This window comes from Vreelandella mediterranea, from assembly GCF_970647075.1.
On record NZ_OZ310198.1, the window covers coordinates 1,741,451 to 1,762,915 of the forward strand.

The 21,465-nt window shown below is 59.6% G+C and carries 18 protein-coding genes; 5 read left to right on the plus strand and 13 right to left on the minus strand.

Annotation, left to right across the window (positions count from 1 at the left end):
- Nucleotides 1-2 precede the first annotated feature (2 nt).
- From accB to ppa, 3 genes are all read right to left on the minus strand, one after another.
- Entirely contained in the window at nt 3-476 is a 474-nt protein-coding gene (gene accB / locus ACWFVE_RS08135; protein ID WP_447528773.1) for an acetyl-CoA carboxylase biotin carboxyl carrier protein, read from the minus strand.
- 230 nt (nt 477-706) lie between these two features.
- On the minus strand, nt 707-2,554 hold the full coding sequence (gene dsbD / locus ACWFVE_RS08140) for a protein-disulfide reductase DsbD (RefSeq protein WP_447530514.1): 1,848 nt from the start codon (nt 2,552-2,554) through the stop codon (nt 707-709).
- A 213-nt stretch (nt 2,555-2,767) separates the two neighbouring features.
- The gene (gene ppa, locus ACWFVE_RS08145; protein ID WP_447528774.1) at nt 2,768-3,298 is read right to left on the minus strand and encodes an inorganic diphosphatase; all 531 of its coding nucleotides are present in this window, start codon (nt 3,296-3,298) and stop codon (nt 2,768-2,770) included.
- Nucleotides 3,299-3,608: 310 nt separating this feature from the next.
- Between ppa and ACWFVE_RS08150 the strand changes: the two genes are divergently transcribed.
- Nucleotides 3,609-5,324, plus strand: a complete 1,716-nt coding sequence (locus tag ACWFVE_RS08150) for a protein kinase domain-containing protein (RefSeq protein WP_447528775.1) — start codon at nt 3,609-3,611, stop codon at nt 5,322-5,324.
- A 229-nt stretch (nt 5,325-5,553) separates the two neighbouring features.
- Here the strand turns inward: ACWFVE_RS08150 and ACWFVE_RS08155 are convergent, their stop codons facing one another.
- A complete protein-coding gene (locus ACWFVE_RS08155) occupies nt 5,554-6,813 on the minus strand; it encodes a 6-phosphofructokinase (RefSeq protein WP_447528776.1) in 1,260 nt (419 codons plus the stop codon).
- 117 nt (nt 6,814-6,930) lie between these two features.
- Nucleotides 6,931-7,599: a ribonuclease T gene (rnt, locus tag ACWFVE_RS08160; RefSeq protein ID WP_447528777.1), complete on the minus strand. Its 669-nt coding sequence runs from the start codon at nt 7,597-7,599 to the stop codon at nt 6,931-6,933.
- Between the two features lie 199 nt (nt 7,600-7,798).
- On the opposite strand from rnt, the gene ACWFVE_RS08165 reads away from it, so the two are divergent.
- A complete protein-coding gene (locus tag ACWFVE_RS08165; protein ID WP_447528778.1) occupies nt 7,799-9,019 on the plus strand; it encodes an argininosuccinate synthase in 1,221 nt (406 codons plus the stop codon).
- A 75-nt stretch (nt 9,020-9,094) separates the two neighbouring features.
- On the plus strand, nt 9,095-9,418 hold the full coding sequence (locus ACWFVE_RS08170) for an HlyU family transcriptional regulator (protein ID WP_447528779.1): 324 nt from the start codon (nt 9,095-9,097) through the stop codon (nt 9,416-9,418).
- Nucleotides 9,419-9,421: 3 nt separating this feature from the next.
- Here the strand turns inward: ACWFVE_RS08170 and ACWFVE_RS08175 are convergent, their stop codons facing one another.
- Together ACWFVE_RS08175 and ACWFVE_RS08180 are read right to left on the minus strand one after the other, a co-directional pair.
- A complete protein-coding gene (locus ACWFVE_RS08175; RefSeq protein ID WP_447528780.1) occupies nt 9,422-10,642 on the minus strand; it encodes an EAL and HDOD domain-containing protein in 1,221 nt (406 codons plus the stop codon).
- Nucleotides 10,643-10,788: 146 nt separating this feature from the next.
- On the minus strand, nt 10,789-12,741 hold the full coding sequence (locus ACWFVE_RS08180; RefSeq protein ID WP_447528781.1) for an exonuclease domain-containing protein: 1,953 nt from the start codon (nt 12,739-12,741) through the stop codon (nt 10,789-10,791).
- Nucleotides 12,742-13,059: 318 nt separating this feature from the next.
- Between ACWFVE_RS08180 and ACWFVE_RS08185 the strand changes: the two genes are divergently transcribed.
- A complete protein-coding gene (locus ACWFVE_RS08185; protein WP_447528782.1) occupies nt 13,060-14,133 on the plus strand; it encodes a tRNA-queuosine alpha-mannosyltransferase domain-containing protein in 1,074 nt (357 codons plus the stop codon).
- 4 nt (nt 14,134-14,137) lie between these two features.
- On the opposite strand, the gene nth is transcribed toward ACWFVE_RS08185, so the two are convergent.
- The 6 genes from nth to ACWFVE_RS08215 all read right to left on the minus strand — a co-directional run bounded on the left by nth (nt 14,138) and on the right by ACWFVE_RS08215 (nt 20,668).
- Nucleotides 14,138-14,773: an endonuclease III gene (gene nth, locus ACWFVE_RS08190; RefSeq protein ID WP_447528783.1), complete on the minus strand. Its 636-nt coding sequence runs from the start codon at nt 14,771-14,773 to the stop codon at nt 14,138-14,140.
- Nucleotides 14,770-15,759: an RnfABCDGE type electron transport complex subunit B gene (locus tag ACWFVE_RS08195; protein ID WP_447528784.1), complete on the minus strand. Its 990-nt coding sequence runs from the start codon at nt 15,757-15,759 to the stop codon at nt 14,770-14,772. The genes nth and ACWFVE_RS08195 overlap by 4 nt, the downstream gene beginning before the upstream one ends.
- Entirely contained in the window at nt 15,760-17,796 is a 2,037-nt protein-coding gene (gene metG, locus ACWFVE_RS08200) for a methionine--tRNA ligase (protein ID WP_447528785.1), read from the minus strand.
- Nucleotides 17,797-18,074: 278 nt separating this feature from the next.
- Nucleotides 18,075-18,356 carry a hypothetical protein gene (locus ACWFVE_RS08205; RefSeq protein WP_447528786.1) on the minus strand — a complete coding sequence of 94 codons (282 nt, stop codon included), beginning with the start codon at nt 18,354-18,356 and terminating at the stop codon, nt 18,075-18,077.
- 126 nt (nt 18,357-18,482) lie between these two features.
- Nucleotides 18,483-19,664, minus strand: a complete 1,182-nt coding sequence (locus tag ACWFVE_RS08210; RefSeq protein ID WP_447528787.1) for a 1-acyl-sn-glycerol-3-phosphate acyltransferase — start codon at nt 19,662-19,664, stop codon at nt 18,483-18,485.
- Nucleotides 19,665-19,729: 65 nt separating this feature from the next.
- Nucleotides 19,730-20,668, minus strand: coding sequence for a recombination-associated protein RdgC (locus tag ACWFVE_RS08215; RefSeq protein ID WP_447528788.1), 939 nt, complete (start codon nt 20,666-20,668; stop codon nt 19,730-19,732).
- A 179-nt stretch (nt 20,669-20,847) separates the two neighbouring features.
- On the opposite strand from ACWFVE_RS08215, the gene ACWFVE_RS08220 reads away from it, so the two are divergent.
- On the plus strand, nt 20,848-21,279 hold the full coding sequence (locus ACWFVE_RS08220) for an acyl-CoA thioesterase (RefSeq protein WP_447528789.1): 432 nt from the start codon (nt 20,848-20,850) through the stop codon (nt 21,277-21,279).
- Nucleotides 21,280-21,465 lie beyond the last annotated feature (186 nt).

Sequence of the window (21,465 nt, forward strand, 5' to 3'; positions counted from 1 at the left end):
GATTAAGCGATGACGATCATGGGCTGATCGAATTCCACCGGCTCTCCGTCTTCCACCAGGATAGCCTCTACCACGCCGTCGCGATCGGCTTCGATCTGGTTCATCATTTTCATGGCTTCGACGATACATACCGTGTCGCCCTGCTTGACGGTATCACCTACTTCGACAAAGGCCTTCGCACCCGGTGCCGGGCTGCGGTAGAAGGTGCCGACCATGGGCGAGTTGACCGCTTCACCGCGGTAGCTGGTCGCCGGGGCGTCCGGGGCTGTATCGGTGCTGGAGGGCTGAGCCGCGGGTGCCGGCGCCGGCTGGGGGTAGCCCGGGTAGCCGTATTGCGGCATCTGCTGAGGCTGCCAGCTTGCGCCATCCGGGTGGCGGCTGATACGGACCGATTCTTCACCTTCCTGAATCTCGATTTCGCTGATGTTGGATTCTTCGAGCAACTCGATGAGTTTTTTAACCTTGCGAATATCCATAATGGGGGCCCTATGCTGGTGAATAATGGTGCGCGTGCCTTGAAACGCACGTTTAAAAGCGCAGTAAACCAAATAGTAAAAGAGTCAAAAGGCTGCACGTTAACGAACGATGCCTGCCGGACAGCCTTAAAAGCGCGTATTTGACCAATATGGGGGCGGAGTTTGCCGAAAAACACCCCTATTGTCCAGCGCGAGGGCTTCAAAGCCCTTATGGGCGCAGGGCGCGGCTACTAAGCGCCCCGGCCGTCTTGCTGAAAGCGTTTGAGCGAGGCGAGGTGCTTTGCGAGGGCGTCGGCGCTGATATCGCCCTGAACGCGGGCCTGGCGAATCTCTTCGCCTGCATCGAAAAACAAAAGGCTCGGCGGGCCGAATAGCTCGAACGCCTCTAGCGCCGCCCGGGTTTGCGGTGTGGTCTCGGTGACATCGACCTCGATCAGCGTCAGGCCTTCGAGTGCGCTTACCACGCGCGGGTCCGGGTAGACGTTGCGCTCCATTACCTTGCAGGAGATACACCAGTCCGCGGTGAAGTGTACGAACGCAAGGGTATCACCGCTTTGTTCCAGAGCACCTTGCAACTCCTCGAGCCCCGCCACCGTAGTGAAAGCGGGCGCCTCGACATGCTGTGATGAAGTGGTCGATGAGCCAAAGCCGCCCAGCGGGCGCAGCGGGTCGTGATTGCCTTGAGCGGCGCCGAAGACCAGCGCCACCCCCCAGGCCAGCAGCATCAGGGCGAGGGTCTGACGCGCGCGGGCAAAGCCGCTTGCCCGGTGAGGAGTCAGCGCGCCAAGCGTCAACGCGGTACCGATTGCCAGGGCGGCCCAGAGCAAAAGTGCAATCGACGGGTCGATCAGACGCTCGATCATCCAGATGGCCACGCCAAAGAGCAGCAGCCCGAAGGCCACTTTGACGCCGTTCATCCACGCCCCGGAGCGCGGCAGCAGAGTCGTGCCGAACGTGCCCACCAGTAAAAGCGGCAAGCCCATGCCTAGCCCTAAAGCAAACAGTACCGCGCCACCCATCAAGGCGTCGCCCGTGGTCGAGATGAACACTAAAGCGCCGGCCAGCGGCGCGGTCACGCAGGGCGAAACCACCAATACCGACAACGCCCCGGCCAGGGCCAGCCCCGCGGGGCCACTTTGCTGAGCGCGGGTTTGCCAGCGCTCTACCTGCTGGGAGAGGCGCGGGGAAAGGCGCAGATCGAACGCCCCCAGCATGGCCAAGCCGAACAGGCCAAAAAGAGTCGCAAAGCCGATCAATACCGGCGCCGACTGTAGCCGTGCCTGCAGATTGAGCCCCGCGCCGAAAAGGCCCATCAGTATGCCGACCACGGCGTAGGTGGCGGCCATGCCCAGCACGTAGCTCGAGGAGAGCACGAAGGCCCGCGGCCGCGTGGGGTTTTGTCCCACGATGATCGACGAGAGGATGGGCAGCATCGGCAATACGCAGGGCGTAAAGGTCAGCCCGATGCCCGCTAATAAAAAAAGCCCAAGCGCGACGGGCAGGCTCGTTTCGCTAATCAGAGCGCTGAAGCGCCCATCTTCGCTTTGCGGCGCGCTTAATGAGGCGGCGTCTCCCGCGGTCGTGGTCGTTGGTGCTTCTTCTGCCTCGCTTTGCCAGTCTGCAAAAGCGGCGGGCGGGGACGTTTGGGCGGCCTCCAGGGTAATCTGTTCCGGCGGGTAGCAAAGTCCGGCGTCGGCGCAGCCCTGAAAGCGGAACTCGAGGGAGACCGGACCGTTTTGAGCGGTGGTAAAAGGCGCTTCGAATACCAACTGGTCCCTGAAAACGTAGGCCTCGCCCATGAATTCGTCGGTAATGAAACGGCCCTGGGGAATGACCGGCGCGTCCAGCAGCGCTTGTTCATTGGAGGCGTCGATGGCGAGCTGATGGCGGTAGAGGTAGTAGCCCTCGCTGATGTCCACCCCGACGTAAACCCGCTCACCGTCGTGCCAAGCCTGGCTTTGAAACGCCTCGAGTACCGGGAGAAAATCGCTTTGGCTGCTATCCGAGAACCACTGGGCCTGGGCCGCCAACGGTAGAGCCAATAAACAGGTTAAGAGTAAGCGCTTGATCAATAACACGGCAGGTCCTTGAAAATCGTCCCGCGTAGCATAACGTACCAGAGCGGGCGCGCGTAGCGGCTGCGATGACGTGCCGCGCTCGGCGCTTGGCCCGCCTGGAATGCACGGGTTTTCCATGCATTCGTCTTCGATACCGGCGTTTTCAATAAATTCGTTTTCCATACAAAAGGGCCGCCCTTGGGCGGCCCTTTTGCGCGGCGAAAAAAGCGTGGCTTACGCTTTCTGGTAAGCGGACACCGACTTTTCGATGGCTTTACGCGCGGCGTCTACGCCTTCCCAGGACTCGACCTTCACCCACTTGCCTTTTTCGAGATCCTTGTAATTCTCGAAGAAGTGCGCGATTTGCTGGCGAAGCAGTTCAGGCAGGTCAGTGACTTCATGTATGTCGTCATAGAGCGTGCTGAGCTTGGGGTGCGGTACGCAAACCAGCTTGGCGTCTTCGCCGGCTTCGTCGGTCATGTTGAGAATGCCTACCGGACGAGCGCGGATGATGCTGCCCGGCGCGACGGGGTGCGGCGTCACGACCAGTGCGTCCAGCGGGTCGCCGTCGTCGGCCAGGGTGTGGGGAATGAAGCCGTAGTTGGCCGGGTAGAACATCGGAGTGGCCATGAAGCGGTCAACCAGCAGCGCGCCCATGTCTTTATCGATTTCATACTTGATCGGGGCGTGGTTAGCCGGAATTTCGATCGCCACATAAATATCGTTGGGCAGATCCTTTCCAGCGGGGATGTGGTCGAAGTTCATTTGGAGTCCTTAGCTTGGCTTTTAACGTACGGAGTCTAAGCGATTGATGTATTGCGCAATTGCGACAAATTATACGAATAAGACCGCAGGATTACCAATTCAACGTCGGCCAAGTGCTAAATTTCCCCGGTTTTAGCTTGAAATGCAAAAGCGTTATTCGTCTCGAGACGGCCAGCCGGGTTGACGATCACCGACCATTGGCGGGCATCGCTGTGCTTACGCAACGTGTATGATAACGCCTATCGATAGGGCGCTTGTTGGTTGGCGCCTCTTTTTTTGATATTTAACGCTCGCGGCCAAGGAGGATGAATTGGCGCACGCTCAGTTACTGATCAGCTACGGCCAGGCGTTTGTTGCCCCGGACCGGCGAAAGCATCGAAGCTCCATGTCGGTAAGCTTGCCGGACACCCCCTTGCTCAACACCAAGGGCGCTTGCGCGGTGATCAGCGATTCGCTTTCGCGCAATACCATGGCGAAACAGGCGGGGGATTTGAGCGTGCGCGGCTTCATGGCTGACTACTACTCGACGCCGGAGCACTGGGATATCAAAACCTCCGCGACCAGGGTGATGCTCGCTCTCAATAGCTGGTGCTATAGCCAGAGCCAGCACGTCAAAGAGGGCAGTTTCGTCTCGTCCATGTCGGCGATGATTTTCAAGGCCGGTGAGGCCAACCTGTTTCATATGGGCGATACGCTGGTCTTTCGCCTGCGCGGGGCCGAGTTCGAGCAGCTCACCCGCGACCATGTCACCGACGTTGGCGGCTACCGCTACCCTTCGCGGGCACTGGGCATGGATGGCAGTTTGGATATCGACTACAGCCTGATCAATCTAAAGCAGGGCGATTTCTTCGTGTTCACCACCCAGGGCGTTCGCGGCACGCTGATGCCCTCGGACTACGTTCGCCTGATTCGTGAAGACGCAAGCGACCTGGACGCCGCCTGCGAGCGGCTGGCCAGTGAAGCCAAGCAGCGCGCCCAGGAACGCGGCTACGGCGGCGACCAGTTCTGCTTTCAAATTCTGCGCATCGACGAGCTGCCCGAGGAGACCGAGGACGACCCGGCACTCATCTACGGCGACCTACCCATTCCGCCGGAACTTTCCCCTGGTCAGCGCCTCGACGGCATGGAAGTAGAACGCGTCCTTTCGCGTAATGCGCAGTCGCGGGTCTATCAGGTGCGCGATATCAACTCTCAGCGGCGTATGGTCATGAAGGCGCCAAGCCCGGAGCTTTCGCTACGCAACGCCTATCTCGAGCATTTTCTGCTTCAACAGTGGGTGGTGGAGCGCGTCAACTCGCCCTTCGTGGTCAAGGTGATCGACCCCTCGCGGCCCCGGCGCTACCTTTACTACCTGATGGCGTATATCGAAAGCGAAACGCTGCGCGAGTGGGCGGACCGCCACCCCCAGGCAAGCCTCAAGCAGCGTCTGGACATCGCCAATCAGCTGGGCAAGGCAGTGCAGGCGCTGCACCACCGGGACATCATTCACCAGCAGATCACCCCGGACAACGTTTTGATCGACCAGCACGGGCAGGTCGTACTGGCGGACTTCAGCGCCTGCCACATGCGCGATATGGAGGGGCATCGTAACTCCGGCGAGCTGTTGCGCCAGGTCGGCTTCAACGAGCACACCGCCCCGGAATACGCCCTGGGCGATAGCGTTGGGCGGCGAAGCGATCAGTACTCGCTGGCCTCGACGGTCTATTGGCTGCTGACCGGGACGCTTCCCTATAGCCTCACCCCCGACCGGCTGCGCAGCCACACCGACCTGGAATCACTTAGTTATAAAAGCGCGCGCAGCGCGACGCCGGAAATCACCCCGGCGCTGGACGATGCGCTACGGCGTGCGCTGGACCCCCAGCGAGCACTGCGCTTTAGAAAGATGTCGGAGCTTTTGCACGCGCTGCGCGTGTCGCTTGGCCGGGTACCGGTGCGCGACGAAACCCGCCGCGAGCCACGCCGATTCTGGCAAGGTGTGGCGGGTATTTTGCTGTTGCTGCTCGTGCTCTCCTGGCTTTTGCGATAGCCCGCTGTAGCGGTCACACTGAATAGTCAGCCACTAGGGTCTGTCTGAAAAGTCGACGAGCGAAGACAAGACAAGGCAAAAATTGGCGAAAAAACGGAGTTTACATGTGTAAATGAGTATTTTGAGCCAATTTTTAACGCCGTATTGTCGAGCGCAGGCACTTTTCAGACAGACCCTAAAAAGCCGGGACGATGTGAGCATCGCCCCGGCTTTTTTTACCCGTTACCGCTTAAAGCGAAAAGGCGGGTAGCTTTTGCTCGACCTTGGCAAGCTTCAGCTTGGCGACTTTCGGCAGACCATTTTCGAAGGGCGGGAAATCCTCACCCTGAATCAGCGGCGAAAGATAGTCGCGGCAGGTTTGGGTAATGGCAAAGCCGTTATCGGAGATGAAGTCCCGGGGCATGAACTTCTCCTGGTTGGCGACCTGGGAAAGCGGTGCGGAAATTACATCCCACTGGTAGGGCGTCTGGGAGATACGGCGAATGGCCGGCATCATCGCGTTCTTGCCTGCCAGCGCCAGGCTTACCGCTTCGCGGCCCACGGCGTAGGCTTGTTCCACATCGGTTTTCGACGCCAAATGGCGCGCGGCGCGCTGCAGGTAGTCGGCCACCGCCCAGTGGTATTTGTAGCCCAGGTCCTGTTTCACCATGCCGGCCAGTGTTGGCGCCACGCCGCCGAGCTGGCGGTGGCCAAAGGCATCGGTGTTGCCCGCGTCGGCCAGGAAGGTGCCGTCTTCGTAGCGCGCGCCCTCGGAGACCACGATCACGCAGTAGCCGTATTTCTTCACGCTTTCATCGACCCGTGCCATGACGGCTTTACGGTCGAAAGCGATCTCCGGAAAGATCACCAGGTGGGGCGGCTCGCCTTCGCCTTCACCCGCCAGGCCTCCGGCGGCGGCGATCCAGCCCGCGTGACGGCCCATTACCTCGAGAACGAACACCTTGGTCGAGGTGGCGCACATGGACGCGATATCAAGCGAAGCCTCGCGGGTCGAGGTGGCGATGTACTTGGCCACGCTACCAAAGCCCGGGCTGTTATCGGTGATCGGCAGATCGTTATCCACGGTTTTGGGTACGTGGATCGCGGTGAGCGGGTAGCCAAGCTTCTCGGAAAGCTGCGAGACCTTGAGGCAGGTATCGGCGCTGTCGCCGCCGCCGTTATAGAAGAAGTAACGGATATCGTGGGCCTTGAAGACCTCGATCAAACGCTCGTACTGTTTTCTATGGGTCTCGATGTCCTTGAGCTTGTAGCGACACGAGCCGAAGGCGCCGCCCGGGGTGTGCCGGAGGGCGGCGATCGACTCATCGCTTTCCTGGGAGACATCGATCAAATCTTCGGTGAGTGCACCGATAATGCCGTTATGGCCGGCGTACACCTTGCCAATCTGGTCGGGGGCCTGGCGGCAGGCCTCGATAACGCCACAGGCGCTGGCATTGATGACGGCGGTGACGCCACCGGACTGGGCGTAGAAGGCGTTATGCTGAGCCATGGAAACCTTTTAACTCCTGATTCGGATGGGGTGAGGCGTTGCCGGCTTTTGAAACCGATACCAATCGAGTCATATCAGCCGGAGTTTAACGTAAAGCGGTTTTGACTGCATCACGGGTTACTCCGATGTATCCAGGTCTTGCTCCTGAAGCGCAAGGCGCCAGCCGCCCAGGTCTTTGTAGCGGTTGACCATGGCGCAGAAAAGCTCGGCGGTGCGCTCGGTGTCGTAGCGCGCCGAGTGGGCGGCCTTGTTGTCGAACTCGATGCCCGCTGCCCGGCATGCCCGCGCCAGCACCGTTTGCCCGTAAACGAAACCGGCGAGTGTAGCCGTGTCGAAGCTCGAGAAGGGGTGGAAAGGGCTTCGCTTCACGCCGCAGCGGTTGGCGGCGGCGTTCAAGAAGCCGTGATCGAAGGCGGCGTTGTGGCCCACCAATATGGCCCGCGAACAGTTGTGCGCTTTGACCGACTTACGAATCGGTTTGAAAATCTCGCCAAGCGCTTCTTCTTCCGAAAGCGCTACCTGCTGGCGCAGCGGGTCGTCCAGATTGATACCGGTGAAATCGAGCGCTGACTGCTCGACGTTCGCCCCTTCGAAAGGTTTGATGTGGTAGGCGTAGGTCGCATCCGGCAAGAGGTTGCCGTCGGCGTCCATCGTGAGCGTGACGGCTGCAATCTCGAGAACCGCATCACGTTGGGCGTTGAATCCACCCGTTTCCAAATCGATGACGACCGGTAAATAACTGCGAAAACGCTGGGCCATCAATTCACGGGCTATTGCCTCGCTCATGCAGCTCTCCTTAAAAGCGAGTAGTCGGTAAAGAGTAGCGGCAGGCTACCGCTAACAGTGGCTTGATTCTAGCAGCTTTAAACCGGCGGCGTCGTTGACGGTGTTCCCGAGACTTTGAGAGCGCTATACTCAGGGTTTAACGCATTCGTTAAAGCCCGGGTGATTGAAAGCGGGCTTTGCTAAACCAAAGGAGTCGAGAATGTCCGATGTCAAAAAGGTTGTGCTGGCCTATTCAGGAGGGCTTGATACATCCGTGATCGTTAAGTGGTTGCAAGAGACCTATAACTGTGAGGTCGTGACCTTCACAGCCGACATCGGTCAAGGTGAAGAAGTCGAGCCCGCCCGCGCCAAGGCCGAGGCGTTAGGCGTTAAAGAGATCTACATCGAAGATCTGCGCGAAGAGTTCGTACGCGACTACGTCTACCCGATGTTTCGCGCCAACACCATTTATGAAGGCGAGTACCTGCTCGGTACTTCGATCGCCCGCCCGCTAATCGCCAAGCGCTTGATCGAAATTGCCAACGAAACCGGCGCCGATGCGATCTCTCACGGCGCGACCGGCAAAGGTAACGACCAGGTGCGCTTCGAGCTTGGCGGCTATGCGCTCAAGCCTGGCGTCAAGGTCATCGCGCCCTGGCGCGAGTGGAATCTGACCTCGCGTGAGAAGTTGATGGCGTATTGCGAAGAGCACAATATTCCGGTCGATTTCTCCAGCAAGAAGAAGAAATCCCCGTACTCCATGGACGCCAACCTGCTGCATATCTCCTATGAAGGCGGCATTTTGGAAGACCCCTGGGCGGAAGCCGAGGAAGACATGTGGCGCTGGAGCGTATCGCCAGAACAGGCGCCGGAAACACCGACCTATATCGAGCTGACCTTCGAGAAGGGTGATATCGTCGCCATCGACGGCCAGGCGCTCAAGCCCCACGAAGTGCTTGAAAAACTCAATAAGGTCGGCGGCGACAACGGTATCGGCCGTCTGGATATCGTCGAAAACCGCTACGTGGGCATGAAGTCGCGCGGCTGCTATGAAACACCTGGCGGCACCATCATGCTGCGCGCCCACCGCGCCATCGAGTCACTCACTCTGGACCGTGAAGAGGCCCACCTGAAAGATCAGCTGATGCCCAAGTACGCCGAAGTGATCTATAACGGCTACTGGTGGAGCCCGGAGCGGCGCATGCTACAGGCTGCCATCGACGAAACCCAGGGCAATGTCTCTGGCGTGGTGCGTTTGAAGCTGTATAAGGGCAATGCCATCGTCGTGGGCCGTCAGTCCGAGCAGTCGCTGTTCGATGAGTCGATCGCAACCTTCGAAGACGATGCTGGCGCTTATGATCAAAAAGACGCGGAAGGCTTTATCAAGCTGAACGCGCTGCGTCTGCGTATTGCCGCAGGCAAGGGCCGTAAGCAAAGCTAAACGTTTGGCGGCCAGCGCGGCTGGCCGCTTTTAGCGGCAAGACTTCGTTTTCAGGTAACGGTTCAGGATAGCGCCATGTTTAAAAAACTGCTTTCGGCTCTAACGGGCAGCGGCGATAAACCCGCCGCCGGGGTGACGCCCGCCGAGCCCGTTCAGTACAAGGATTACGCCATCGTCTCGACGCCGGACCAGCAAAGCGGCCAGTACCGAGTGAGCGGCACTATCAGCAAGGCGGGCGATGATGGTCAAACCTGTGAGCACCGCTTCGAGCGCTCGGACATGTTGCCCGCGCGCCAGGCCTGCGATGACATGATGGTGACCAAGGCCAAGCGCTATATCGACGAGGTCGGCGAGGCGATGTTCGACCCCGACCCGCGCCACACAAGTGACCAACCCTAACGTTTAGGATTTGGCACTACTGTTTAGAGTGTTATCCACCAGGGACCGGGCTTGTGCCGCGGCTCCCAGCAAAAGAGAGTCCGAAAGCCCGTTCAAGAGGTTGCCACTCTCGGCGGACTCCACATCATTGAGCAGCATCCCCATTGCGCCCTTGCGCTCGACCAGCGCATCAAAAAACATCGGGCCCAGCGAAATCTCTTTCATCAGCGTGCTTAGATCAATATTCAAAATGATCGGCATGTGCGATAAGAGCCCGAGTATGAACCCTTCTTCCTCGTCTAGTCTTCTTTTGCGCGCGACTTGCTCGCAGGCCAGCGCCTTGGTTAGGCCGTTAATCAGGTTCAGCTTGTTGGCCGGACTATTATTAGCGAGCAGGATAATCGTCACCATCATTCTCAGCTCGTTAATACCCAGAAGCTGAATGCAGCTATTGAGTTTATAAGAGGGCTGCGCGAGGGCATACCAGGCCGAGTTGGTGCGCCGTAGTACTGCATCGACCATGCTCGGGTCCTGAGCAATCAAGGACCGGATTTCCGAAATACTGACATCGGGCTTATAGAGTTTCGCGATGAGCCGCAGCTGATAGGCTTTTGGGGATGAGCGGCGGATATTACGCGTTTTTTGAGTGGTCGGGCGCTCGTAAAAATAGCCCTGAAAAAGCGAGACGCCAAGCGCTTTGAAATGCTCGAACTCCTCCCGGGTCTCCACCCGCTCGGCCAAAAGCGTGACATTGTGCGCTTTTAGCGATGCGATCATTTCGTTTGAAATGCCGGATGAAATATCCAGTTTGATAATGTCGCAATAAGGCAACAGCGATTCGTGATTTTGGTCTGTCTGGAAGTCGTCGATGGCCAGCGTGTAGCCCTGCGCTTTCAACCCCGCCAGGGCTTGCTTGACTTCCGGCGTGGGCGGCGTGGTTTCAAGAATTTCGAGCACGACTTGATTGGCCGGGAGCGCATGCAGGTCCGGGTTGAGAAGCCACTGTTCGGAGACATTGATGAACAGTTTGCGCGAGCCGCAAAGCTTGTTTAAGCCTATTTCGTAAATAGCGACGGCGCAGGCCCGCGCGGTTGCCTGTACGTCGTCATCGATATGCGCTTCCCGGTCATTGAAATGACCACGATAAAGTAGTTCATCGGCGACGTGGTTGAGATGGGCATCGACGATAGGCTGGAGTGCGATCGTATAGCTTTTGGAAGCCACATCGAGTGCGGTGTTTGGCATTAACTTATGGCTCCCATGTATAAGGCCTGCGTGACCAGGAATGTTAGTTTAAACTTCACCCCCTTGCCAGCTACCCTACAGCGAACGATCATGCGAGCTTTCCAGCAAAGTGGGTTTTTAACCATCGACCCGAAATTATAGAGCTTCTATAAACTGCCGTCCTGCCGATCCAGGGCGGTTGCCTGGAAAGTGAGGAGCTCGGCGAGCGTATGAATGTTGCGCGCTTTTAGCCGAGTAACCATCGAAAGCCAAAGCTCGGCGGTTAGCTGAGCATCGCCTAGCGCCGTATGGCGGGCATCCTGGGCAATGGTCAGCGCGTAGCGCTTGGCCTGGGACTCCAGGTCGTGGCCGGACAGCGCGCTGTCCAGCGCTTTGGAAATCAACAGTGTATCGAGCACCGGATGGGTCGGCCTGGCGCCCGCCTGGCTCAGCGCGAGCAGGTCAAACGAGGCATTGTGCGCTAGTAGCACTGCGTTTTGGGTGTAAGCATTAAACGCATCGAGCACCACGCTTGCAGCAGGGGCGTTGCGTACGTCGTCGTCGCGGATGCCGTGAATGGCGGTGCTCGCGGCGGGGATCGGGCGGTGGGGATTGATGTAGCGATCGAACACGTCGTTGGCGAGCAGCCGGTTGTTGACGATCCGGCAGGCGCCAAGGCTTAACAGCGTATCGCCGCCGCGAAGGTCGAGCCCCGTCGTTTCGGTGTCGAAGGCCACGATATCGAGCTGCTCCAGGGCGCGTTCGAGCGGCGCCGCCGCCGGTGTTTGATCGGCGATGGCGAAGTCATGAAACTCCGGGCGGGGAGACGCAGACGGCTTGGGAGCGCTCTGGCGACGCGAGCGCTTGAACGATACGCATAGCCTTGCGTGCTTGCCATCCGCGTCGTTTTCGCTCCAGAGCGTGCTCTGGTGAATGTCCAGAACGTCCTCGACGCTGGGCGCCAGGGGCAGCGTCTCGATGGTTTCGTTTCGCCAGTTCGATAGCGTGGCCGCCTCGATGGCAACCCCCCGCCAGATGAAAGCGAGCCAAACGCCATTATGGGTGTTGATCAGCTCACCTTCGAAGCCGCATCGGGGCAGCTCACCGTGCAGCTTTTTAACCAGCGTATCGAAAAGAGCGATGAGCGAGGGCTGGTGGCCCTTGAACCAGCCGGGCACGCCGATAGGCGTTATCAGTGGGCGTGCCGGATCCAGCTGTTCGTCCAGCGCCTGCCAGAACGCGTTCGACCAGATCGAGGTCAGTCGCTCGTTGACGAAATCCGGGTCTTGCCATAGCGTTTTCAACTCGCCAAGCGCTGAGGGCGGCGTGGTTTGCTTGATCGTCTGTAACAAGGTGTTGATGCTTTTTCGCACTCCCAGCTCGTTTTGCCAGGCGCGGGTCACGTCCTTGAGCGTTACGACGATTTCACCGGGGGAATGGGCAAGCCGGGTTAAGCTAACCGACAGGATGCGTTCGGTTTGGCCCGTTAGCACTTCCCGCGAGAAGTCCCCGTTCGAGGCGGGGGCTGCCATCAGCGCGTCGAAGCGTGCGCCAATCGTCGGGTCGGGGAAGAGACTCTTGAGCTCTTTACCCAGCCCCAGGCAGTAGGGCGAGACGAAAAACGCCTCCGCCGCCTGATTGAAAAGTAACAGCCGACGGTGCTGGTCGAACACCAGGATGGGGATGGCCAGGCGCTGTAAAAGGGTTTCGAGTTCCCGGCGAACGCGTGCGGTTTCTTGCGCCCCTTCCTGGCGCGCGCTTTGCAGGCGGGCCCGGTCGGCGCGCCACTGCTCGGCGATCTGGCTTACGTCCGGCCCCAGGCTTGCAAGCCAGCCCCCCGGGCGTTCGATGGTTTTATCCGGGTGGGCCAGCAGTTTGGCAAGCTCGCCATGAAGGGTGCGCAGCGGCGTCAGCAAAAAACGCTCGAGCCAATAGCCCACCGTCAATAGCGTAACCCCGCCGGACAGCGCGCACAGCCACATAAGCGCCCGCGGCAGGGTCGAAAGCGCAAGTTGGTTGTCGAGCCAAGCCGCGAACACGGCGCCGCCCAACAGGCTAATACCGCCGAGCAGCAGCCAGAGCCCTACCAGCCGTTGGGGCGTAGGCAAGCCTTTAGCCATGGTTATCGCCCGCTTGGCGGCTAGCGCTCGAAAGCGGTAAACGTAAAAGATAAATAGACAAACGCTGAGTCCTTTGTCGGCGAAGTTGGCTGGGCGCCGGCGTATCGAACGCGGCTGTTGGAAGTTTAAGCTGTTGGAAGTCTATGTAGATACGTTCTCTCCGCCTAGGCGACCTTGGTGCAAACAGCCGTTCTCTTTAGTGCTTTGTGGCCGGGAGCGAGTTGATATACTGGCGGATCTTCAGAGCTTGTCCGAAAGCCGGCGGCACGGGCATCATTCAGGCAGGGCCTGGCAAGCGCTTAGCCAACAGGGTTTTAAATGCGGGTACTGTTACTTTCGGCTTATGAGGCGGTTAGCCACCGCTACTGGGCAGACCAGTTGATCGCGCGCTTTGATGACCTGGACTGGACACGCCTTAGCCTGGCCCCACGCCACTTTGCCTGGCGCATTCGCGGTAATCCCATGAGCTGGTGGCTCAAAGAGCACGCTACGCTAAGCAAGCCCTACGATGTGGTGCTGGCCACCTCCGTGGTGGACCTGGCCACCTTGGTCGGGCTTTTTCCTCACCTTGGGCGGGCGCGTAAGATCGTTTACTTTCACGAAAACCAGTTCGCCTATCCACCGTCGAGCGCCCAGCAGCATCACGTCGAGGCGATGATGGTCAATCTCTACGCAGCGCTTGGCGCAGATGAAATCGTATTCAACTCGGCCTATAACCGGGACTCGTTTATCGACGGCGCCCGGGCATTTTTGAAAAAGATGCCGGATAACCTGCCCGCCGCCGCACCCCTGGAGGCGCTTCGACGCCGTGCGCGGGTGCTGCCGGTGCCGATTGCGCCGCTTGAGGAAACCGCCACGGGGGTGTCGCCTTCAAAGCGGATTATCTGGAATCACCGCTGGGAGTACGACAAGAACCCGGACGACTTCTTTAACGTGCTTTTCAAGCTAAGCGAGGCGGGCGTGGCCTTCGAGCTTGCGGTGGTAGGTCAGCGCTTTCGCGACGAGCCGGCTATTTTCGACGAGGCGAAAACGCGCCTGAAAGAGCATATCGTGTGCTGGGGGCCGCTTGAGCTTTCAAAATACCGGCAGCTTTTGGAGCAAGGCGGCATCGTGGTCTCCACGACCTGGCACGAGTTCCAGGGCCTGGCGATCATGGAAGCCGCCCAGCAGGGGGCGCTGCCGCTGGTGCCCGACCGGCTCTGCTTTCCCGAGCTCTACCCGCCAGCATACCGCTACGATGGCACGCCCCAGGGGCTTTATGAGCGACTAAAAACGTGGCTAACCGACCCCGAGCGCCGTCCAAAGCGGCTGGATAGCCACGCCTGGGAGTGGCCTCAGTGGCAGGCGCGCTACCAGGCGCTTTTGTACGGGCCGCCAGCAACGAACGAGTAGCCGTTCAAAGATCGACTTTCTCCTTGTACTCGCACAGGTCTTCGATGATGCAGCTGCCGCAGCGCGGTTTGCGCGCCACGCAAGTGTAGCGGCCGTGGAGGATCAGCCAGTGGTGGGCATCCTTCATGAACGGGCGGGGGACGTGGCGCATGAGCTTTTGCTCGACCTCGACGACATCCTTGCCCTTGGCGATGCCGGTACGGTTGGAGACCCGGAAAATATGGGTATCCACCGCGATGGTCGGTTCATTGAAGGCGGTATTCAAAATGACGTTGGCGGTCTTGCGGCCTACCCCGGGCAGCGCCTCGAGCGCCTGGCGGGTGCGGGGCACTTCGCCGTCATGTTGCTCTACCAGTAGCGCGCAGGTCTTCATCAGGTTCTGTGCTTTGGTGTTATAGAGCCCGATGGTCTTGATGTGCTCTTTCAAGCCCTCGAGACCCAGCTCGATGATTTGGCCGGGCGTATTGGCGGCGGGAAAGAGCTTCGCTGTGGCCTTGTTCACGCCGACATCCGTCGACTGGGCCGAGAGCAGCACGGCGGTGAGCAGCTCGAACGGCGTACGCCAGTTGAGCTCGGTGGTGGGGTGAGGGTTTTCGGCCTGAAGCCGGCTAAAGATTTCAAAGCGCTTGTTGGCGTTCATGAGGACGTTTCCGATTCGAGCGCCTTATGGGCTGTGTCCACCACCTGTTGGGCCTGGTGCAACTGCTCTTCGACCCGTGCGACGTCGGCGGCCGTTCCCTGGCGCTTGGCGTGGCTTAGCTGCTGGCGCACGTGGCGTAGCGACTGCTCGGCGGCTTTTAGAGCCATGCGTTTTTGATGGCGCCGCGTAGCGCTGCTTTGTGTCTGTGCGGTGGCTGGCTCGTCGGCGTTTGCTTCATTCAGGGTCGCATCGAGCGCCTCTAGCGCCCGGCGTTGGGTCTCGACGCTGGCGGCAAGCTCGTCGCGTTTGGCGCTATCCTGCTCGGCTTCAAGCTTGCGTTCGAGGCGTTTGAGGGCGGCGGCCTGGCGCGCGCGGTTGGCTCGCAGCGCACTGGGCGAGGCGGGCGGGACCTCCTTTTTAGGCGCCTGCAACGGTTTGGCGGCGCTACGCTGGGCGCGCCGCTGACGTTTGGCCTCTGACTGGGCGGCCAGGCGTTGGTTGCGCGCGATAAAGCGCTCGCGGCCCTTGATGGCGCGATGCTCCAGGTAAGCGGTTTTCTCGGCGTCGGTATTCGCGGCCTGCCACTGCGGGTGGGGCACCAGGTCGATGCAGTCTACCGGGCAGGGCGCCACGCAGAGCTCGCAGCCGGTGCACTCGTCCTCGATGACCGTATGCATCTGCTTGGCCGCGCCGACGATCGCATCCACCGGGCAGGCCTGAATGCACTTGGTGCAGCCGATGCACTCATCCTCACGGATGAGCGCAAGCGTGGGCGGTTGGGGCGGTTGCTCCAGTGGCAGCGTGGCCCGGCCGGTGAGTTCGGCCAGCCGGTTTAGGGTCTCGACGCCGCCGGGCGGGCAGCGGTTGATAGCGTCACCCGCTACGATGGCTTCGGCGTAGGGGCGACAGCCGTTATAGCTGCACTTGCCGCACTGGGTTTGCGGAAGCTCGGCGTCGATGGCATCGATGAGCGCACTAGCAGCCACTCAAGTCACCCGTTGGCCCGGCTTGGCACCGCTGTCCGGCGACATGAGATAGATCCCTTCATCGTCACCGGCGGCCAGTACCATGCCTTCGGACATGCCAAAGCGCATCTTGCGCGGTGCCAGGTTGGCGACCATGACGGTCAGGCGGCCTTCGAGCGCTTCCGGCGAGTAGGCACTGCGGATACCGGAGAAGACGTTACGGGTTTCACCGCCCAAATCCAGGGTAAGCTGCAAAAGCTTGTCCGCGCCTTTGACGTACTCGGCTTTCGCGATACGCGCGATGCGCAGGTCGACTTTGGTGAAGTCGTCGAAGCTGATTTCCGCCGCAATGGGGTCGTCAGCAAGCGGCCCCTTGGCGGACTCTTTGAGTTTCTGCTCTTCCACGAGATCTTCTTTTGAAGCCTCGATCATGGCGTCGATCTTGTCACGCTCGATGCGCGTCATCAGCGGCTTGAATTTCTCGATGGCGTGGCCGGTCAGAAGGGTTCGACGGCTCTCCCAGTCGAGGGAGTCGACGTTGAGAAAGCGCTGAGCTTCACCGGCCATGGCGGGTACCACCGGCGCCAGATACACCATCAGTTGGCGGAACAAATCGATGCCCACCGAGCATATATCCAGTACTTCCTGCTCGCGGCCGTCTTGCTTGGCCAGCGCCCAGGGGGCTTTATCGGCGATGTAGGTATTGGCCTCATCGGCAAGCTCCATGATCTTGCGCATGGCGCGGCCGAATTCTCGCGCCTCATAATCCCGGGCGATCTCATCCCCTGCGTCAACGAAGCGCTCTACCAGCTGCGGCTCGGCGCAGTGCGCGGAGAGCGTACCACCGCCGAGCTTCTTCACGAACCCGGCGCAGCGGCTGGCGATATTGACCACCTTGCCGACGAGATCCGAATTGACCCGGGCGGTGAAGTCGTCGAGGTTCAGGTCGAGATCATCGACCCCGGCGCTGAGCTTGGCGGCAAAGTAGTAGCGCAGGTACTCCGGGTTGAGGTGCTCGGCGTAGGTGGCGGCCTTGATGAAGGTACCACGAGATTTGGACATCTTGGCGCCGTCCACGGTCAAAAAGCCGTGGCAGTTCACCGCGGTGGGCGTGCGCAGGTCGGCGCCGTGAAGCATCGCCGGCCAAAAAAGCGCGTGGAAGTAGACGATGTCCTTGCCGATGAAGTGATACACCTCGGCGGTGGAGTCCTTCTCCCAGAAGCTGTCGAAGTCGATGCCTTCGCGCTCACAAAGGTTCTTGAAGCTGGCCAAATAGCCGATGGGCGCGTCGAGCCAGACGTAGAAGTACTTGCCCGGCGCGTCGGGAATTTCAAAGCCGAAGTAGGGCGCATCCCGGGAGATATCCCACTCGTTGAAGCCGGACTCGAACCACTCCATCAGCTTGTTGCGAATTTGCGGCTGCACGTGGCCGTCGTTGATCCAGTCTTGTAGAAACTCACTGAATTCGGGCAGCTTGAAGAAGTAGTGGGTCGAGCTTCGTACTTCCGGCTTGGCGCCGGAAATCGCCGAGACCGGGTCAATAAGCTCTGCCGGGGTATAGGTCGCGCCGCATTTTTCGCAGTTATCGCCGTACTGGTCGTCGCTATGACACTTGGGGCAGGTGCCCTTGATGAAGCGGTCGGCGAGGAACAGGCCTTTGACCGGATCAAACATTTGCTCGATATCGCGGGTGGCGATATGGCCCTTGTCGCGCAGGCGCGTGTAGATCTGCTCGCTAAAGTGGCGGTTCTCTGCCGAGTGGGTGGAGTGGTAATTGTCAAAGCCCACGCCAAAGCGGGCGAAATCCGCCTGATGATTATTGGAGACCCGCTCGATCAGCGCCTCGGAGGTAATACCTTCCTGCTCGGCGCGCAGCATGATGGCGGTGCCGTGGGCATCGTCGGCGCACACGTAAAAACAGCGCTGGCCCCGGCTTTTTTGAAAGCGCACCCAGATATCGGTTTGGATATATTCGAGCAGATGACCAAGGTGAATATCACCGTTGGCGTAGGGGAGGGCGCTGGTCACCAAAATATTGCGCGGGGCAGTGTTTGACATGGTTTTGAATACGTCCGATTAACTTGTAACAAATAAAGTCGGCGAAGAGGGGGTGCACTTCGCCGATAACGTCGTTCGCCAGTGAGGCCCGGGCGCCTCTTGTCAGCGCAAGGCCGGTGTCAACGCAAGACCGGCGCTAGGCTCTGTCTGAAAAGTACCTGCGCTCGACAATACGGCGTTAAAAATTGGCTCAAAATACTCATTTACACATGTAAACTCCGTTTTTTCGCCAATTTTTGCCTTGTCTTGTCTTCGCTCGTCGACTTTTCAGACAGACCCTAGTAGAGCGCCTGCTCCTCCTGCACGACTTCCCGCAAAAGCTCTAAAAAGAGTTTGTCTGCCTCGGAGTGCTCGGCGGGGTCTTCGGGGATATGCACGCTGGTCGTGCCGGATACTTCGTTGGCGATGCGCGCCATCGCCGCGGGGCTGGAGCCTTCGGCAAGCTCCCGGCGAGCAACGGCGAGCGACTGCAGCAGGATATCCGGGTCTTGTAGAAGCTTGCGGATAAATCCACGTAGCTCGTTGATTACGCGAGTTTTTTGAATTTCGGATGCCGACATGATGCGCTCCTTGAGGCTTGGGTTAAAAGCCAAGCCTGAACCAAACAGTGAATGCCTTGACCTTAGCACTTTTTGACTGGCTCGGCATGAGCCCTGCGCGGACAAGGCGTGGGCCCCGCCGGCGTTTTAAAGGCGCAGCCGGCCGGCCTTGTGTTTTACCGGATTGGCGTACTGGTTGAGCCAATAAGGGCGCAGTTCTTCGGGCACAGAGGCCAAACGCTCTGCAAAGCGCGCCCGGTCTTCCCGGGTAATGGCCTTGCGCGCCACCAGCTCCGGCGCCTCACCGAGCGCTTCCAAGGCCAGGTAGTGGCTCGGAAATAGCCGGTAGCCGCCGATCACCTGGCGGTCGATCTCGGCGGCGACTTCATCCGGGGTCGCCATGTCCGCGTCCAGGGGCTGGCCAAAGCGCAGTTGCACGCGGCCCTTGGTACCGGTAATACCCGCCACGATCGAGCGGATATCCTCGAACTCGCTTTTCGCGTAGCTACCAAGGGTGGCGACGTCATGCAGTTCCTGGGCCTTTTGCATATCGCAGGGGTCGTACTCGTAGCTGATCGACACCGGCACGAGCTTGAGCTCGGCGATCGCTTCGCCGAAAACGAAATCGCCCGGATCGCCACGACTCGCCATGGTCAACATCTTGATGATGGCGGGGTCGGTGCGATCGATGCCGTTTTTGGCCCGTCCTTCGCGCTGGGCCATCCAGATGGAGTGGTTGTCCCCGGTGATCGAGTGGCGAATATAGCCCGAAAGCTTCTGGTAAGCGGCCAGCATCGCCCGCTTGCCCCGGGCACTGCGGGGCACGATAAAGCTTTTATTGAGCCGCATCAGGTCGGTGACGTAGGGCTTTTTGAGCAGGTTGTCGCCAATGGCGATGCGCACGGTGTTGCGTCCGGCCGCGTAGAGCGCGTAGTTGACGAAAGCCGGGTCCAGCGAGATATCGCGGTGATTACCGATGAACAGATAAGCACTATTCGCGTCGAGCTTCTCGAGCCCGGTAACCTCGAAGGCGTCGGTCGTGGTGCGTATCATGCGCTCCATGTAACCGGCGATACGCATTTGAAAATCGCGAACCGAGGCAACGTTTTCGACCTCGCGGCGCACCGTGCGCCCAGCGATCATGCGCGCAAGCGCCGGCGCCCACTTGGCAAGACGGGGCAGCTTGAACCGGGTTAACGCATCGAGTAGCTCGCTGTCGCGACTCAGCCGCGTGAGCACGTCTTTCACCTCGTGATCCATGTAAGGGCGAATATCGGCCCAGGGATCATCGGACGAGGCGTCGTTGAGAGCGTGATGTTGGTCAGTCATGCGATCCGTTTGTAAGAGTGAGCCAAATCGAGGGTGAAACCGTTATTCTAACCTAACGACGCGCGTCAGGCCTGGTCGGTCGTGGCGGGCTCTTTTTGGGCCTCGCCGCCCAGCCATTCGAGTAGCCGGGCGATATCTTCTGAAAGCGACTGCGCCATCAGGATGAAGTCGGTTTCAAGCCGGGCAAGCGCGTCGTCGCCGTCGTCGGCGTGATCCGCTTCCTCGATCAGCGCATCGCCAAAGCGCAGCGACTTGAGCGCCAGGTCGTCATGTAGCACCAGGTGTAACCGACCTTCGAGGCCGATGGCAAGTTTGCTTGCCTGGCGGCCGCTCTCCAGCAGGTTTTGAATTTCGTCGCTGTCGAGATCGACCTGGCGGGCGCGCAGGACGCCGTCGTCGCCTTTGGCCTTGAGCTCGACCTGATCGCCTAGCTGCATATCCGCCGGGCGGCTCGCGGCGTCGCCAAGCCAGGTCGTCATGGCGCGAATCGGCAGGGTTTGCGAGTTGACCGGGGTCACCTTCAGCGTGCCTAGCGTTTCGCGTAGAAGATCGAGAATCTCCTCGCAGCGGGTGCGCGAGCTTGCGTTGATACCGATCATGTTGTGCTTGGTGTCCCACCAAAGATCGACCTTTTGGCTGCGCACGAAGGCACGCGGCATCAGCTCCTCGGTGATCTGCTCCTTGAGCGTGGTTTTCTCCTTGCGGGTCACCTTGCGCGCCTCGGCGGCCTCGATATCGGCGACTTTCTCGTCGAGCTCTTCCTTGACCACGGAGGCCGGAAGCAGGCGTTCCTGGCGCAGCGCGCTCAGCAGGCGGTGGCCCTGGATCTCGTGGAGCAGTTGACCACTGCCCAAGCGGCCTGCCGGCGCTGTCCACCCAAGCCTGCGGGCGTCGGCGCCGCCCAAAGGCCTGGCGGCGTGGGGCTCGAGTGCGCTCTGAAGCGCGCTGGCATCGAGCTCGAACTCGCCGTGTAGACGATACAAGTGCAGGTGCTTAAACCACATATCACCAATCCTATCCAAAAGGGGGCACATTATGGCGAAACGCTGCCCGTCCTGCCAGCCTCTTGCACTAAAGCGCCTTTATTGCCTACGTTAAATGGCCGGTATTTAAATGTGCGTTTAAAACCCATGTTTGTTCGCTGGCGCTTTTCAAGCGTTGTCTAATTCAATAAGGATTTTTTATGTCGTCTTCGATTACCCGTGTCGATCTGCGCGTACGTGGCTACCACCTGGATGGCTACGGCCACGTCAATAATGCCCGCTATCTCGAGTTCATGGAGGAAGGGCGCTGGGCGTTTTTCGACGACCACAAGGACCTGATTCGCGAGCTGCACGAGGCCGGGCGCGCTTTTGTAGTGGTCAATCTCAATATCGATTACAAAAACGCGGCGGTGCAGAACGACGACCTGTCCGTGCTCACCGGGATTACCGAGGTGGGCGAGCGCAGCGCACGCTGCCACCACCGCATCCAACGCGCCGACGGCAAAGTCGTCGCCCAGGCGGATCTTACTTTCGTGCTGCTGGATATAAAATCGAACAAGGCAAGCGCCATCGAAGGCGATGTGTACCAGGTGCTCGACCGGCTTCGGGTCGATAAAGAAGCCTTCGCTTAACCTTTTATTCGCGAATAGCCCCGGCGCGTCGATGAGTCTACCCTTTACGCGCTCTCTGACTGCCCTTGGTGCTTATGCGGTGGTATGATGGGGGGGTATGTGCGCCCGTCTGTTGATTCTCTAACACGGCGGTATTAAAGCGCTTTCAACTCTCGCAGTGCCAATGCAGTGCAAAGGATCTGACTT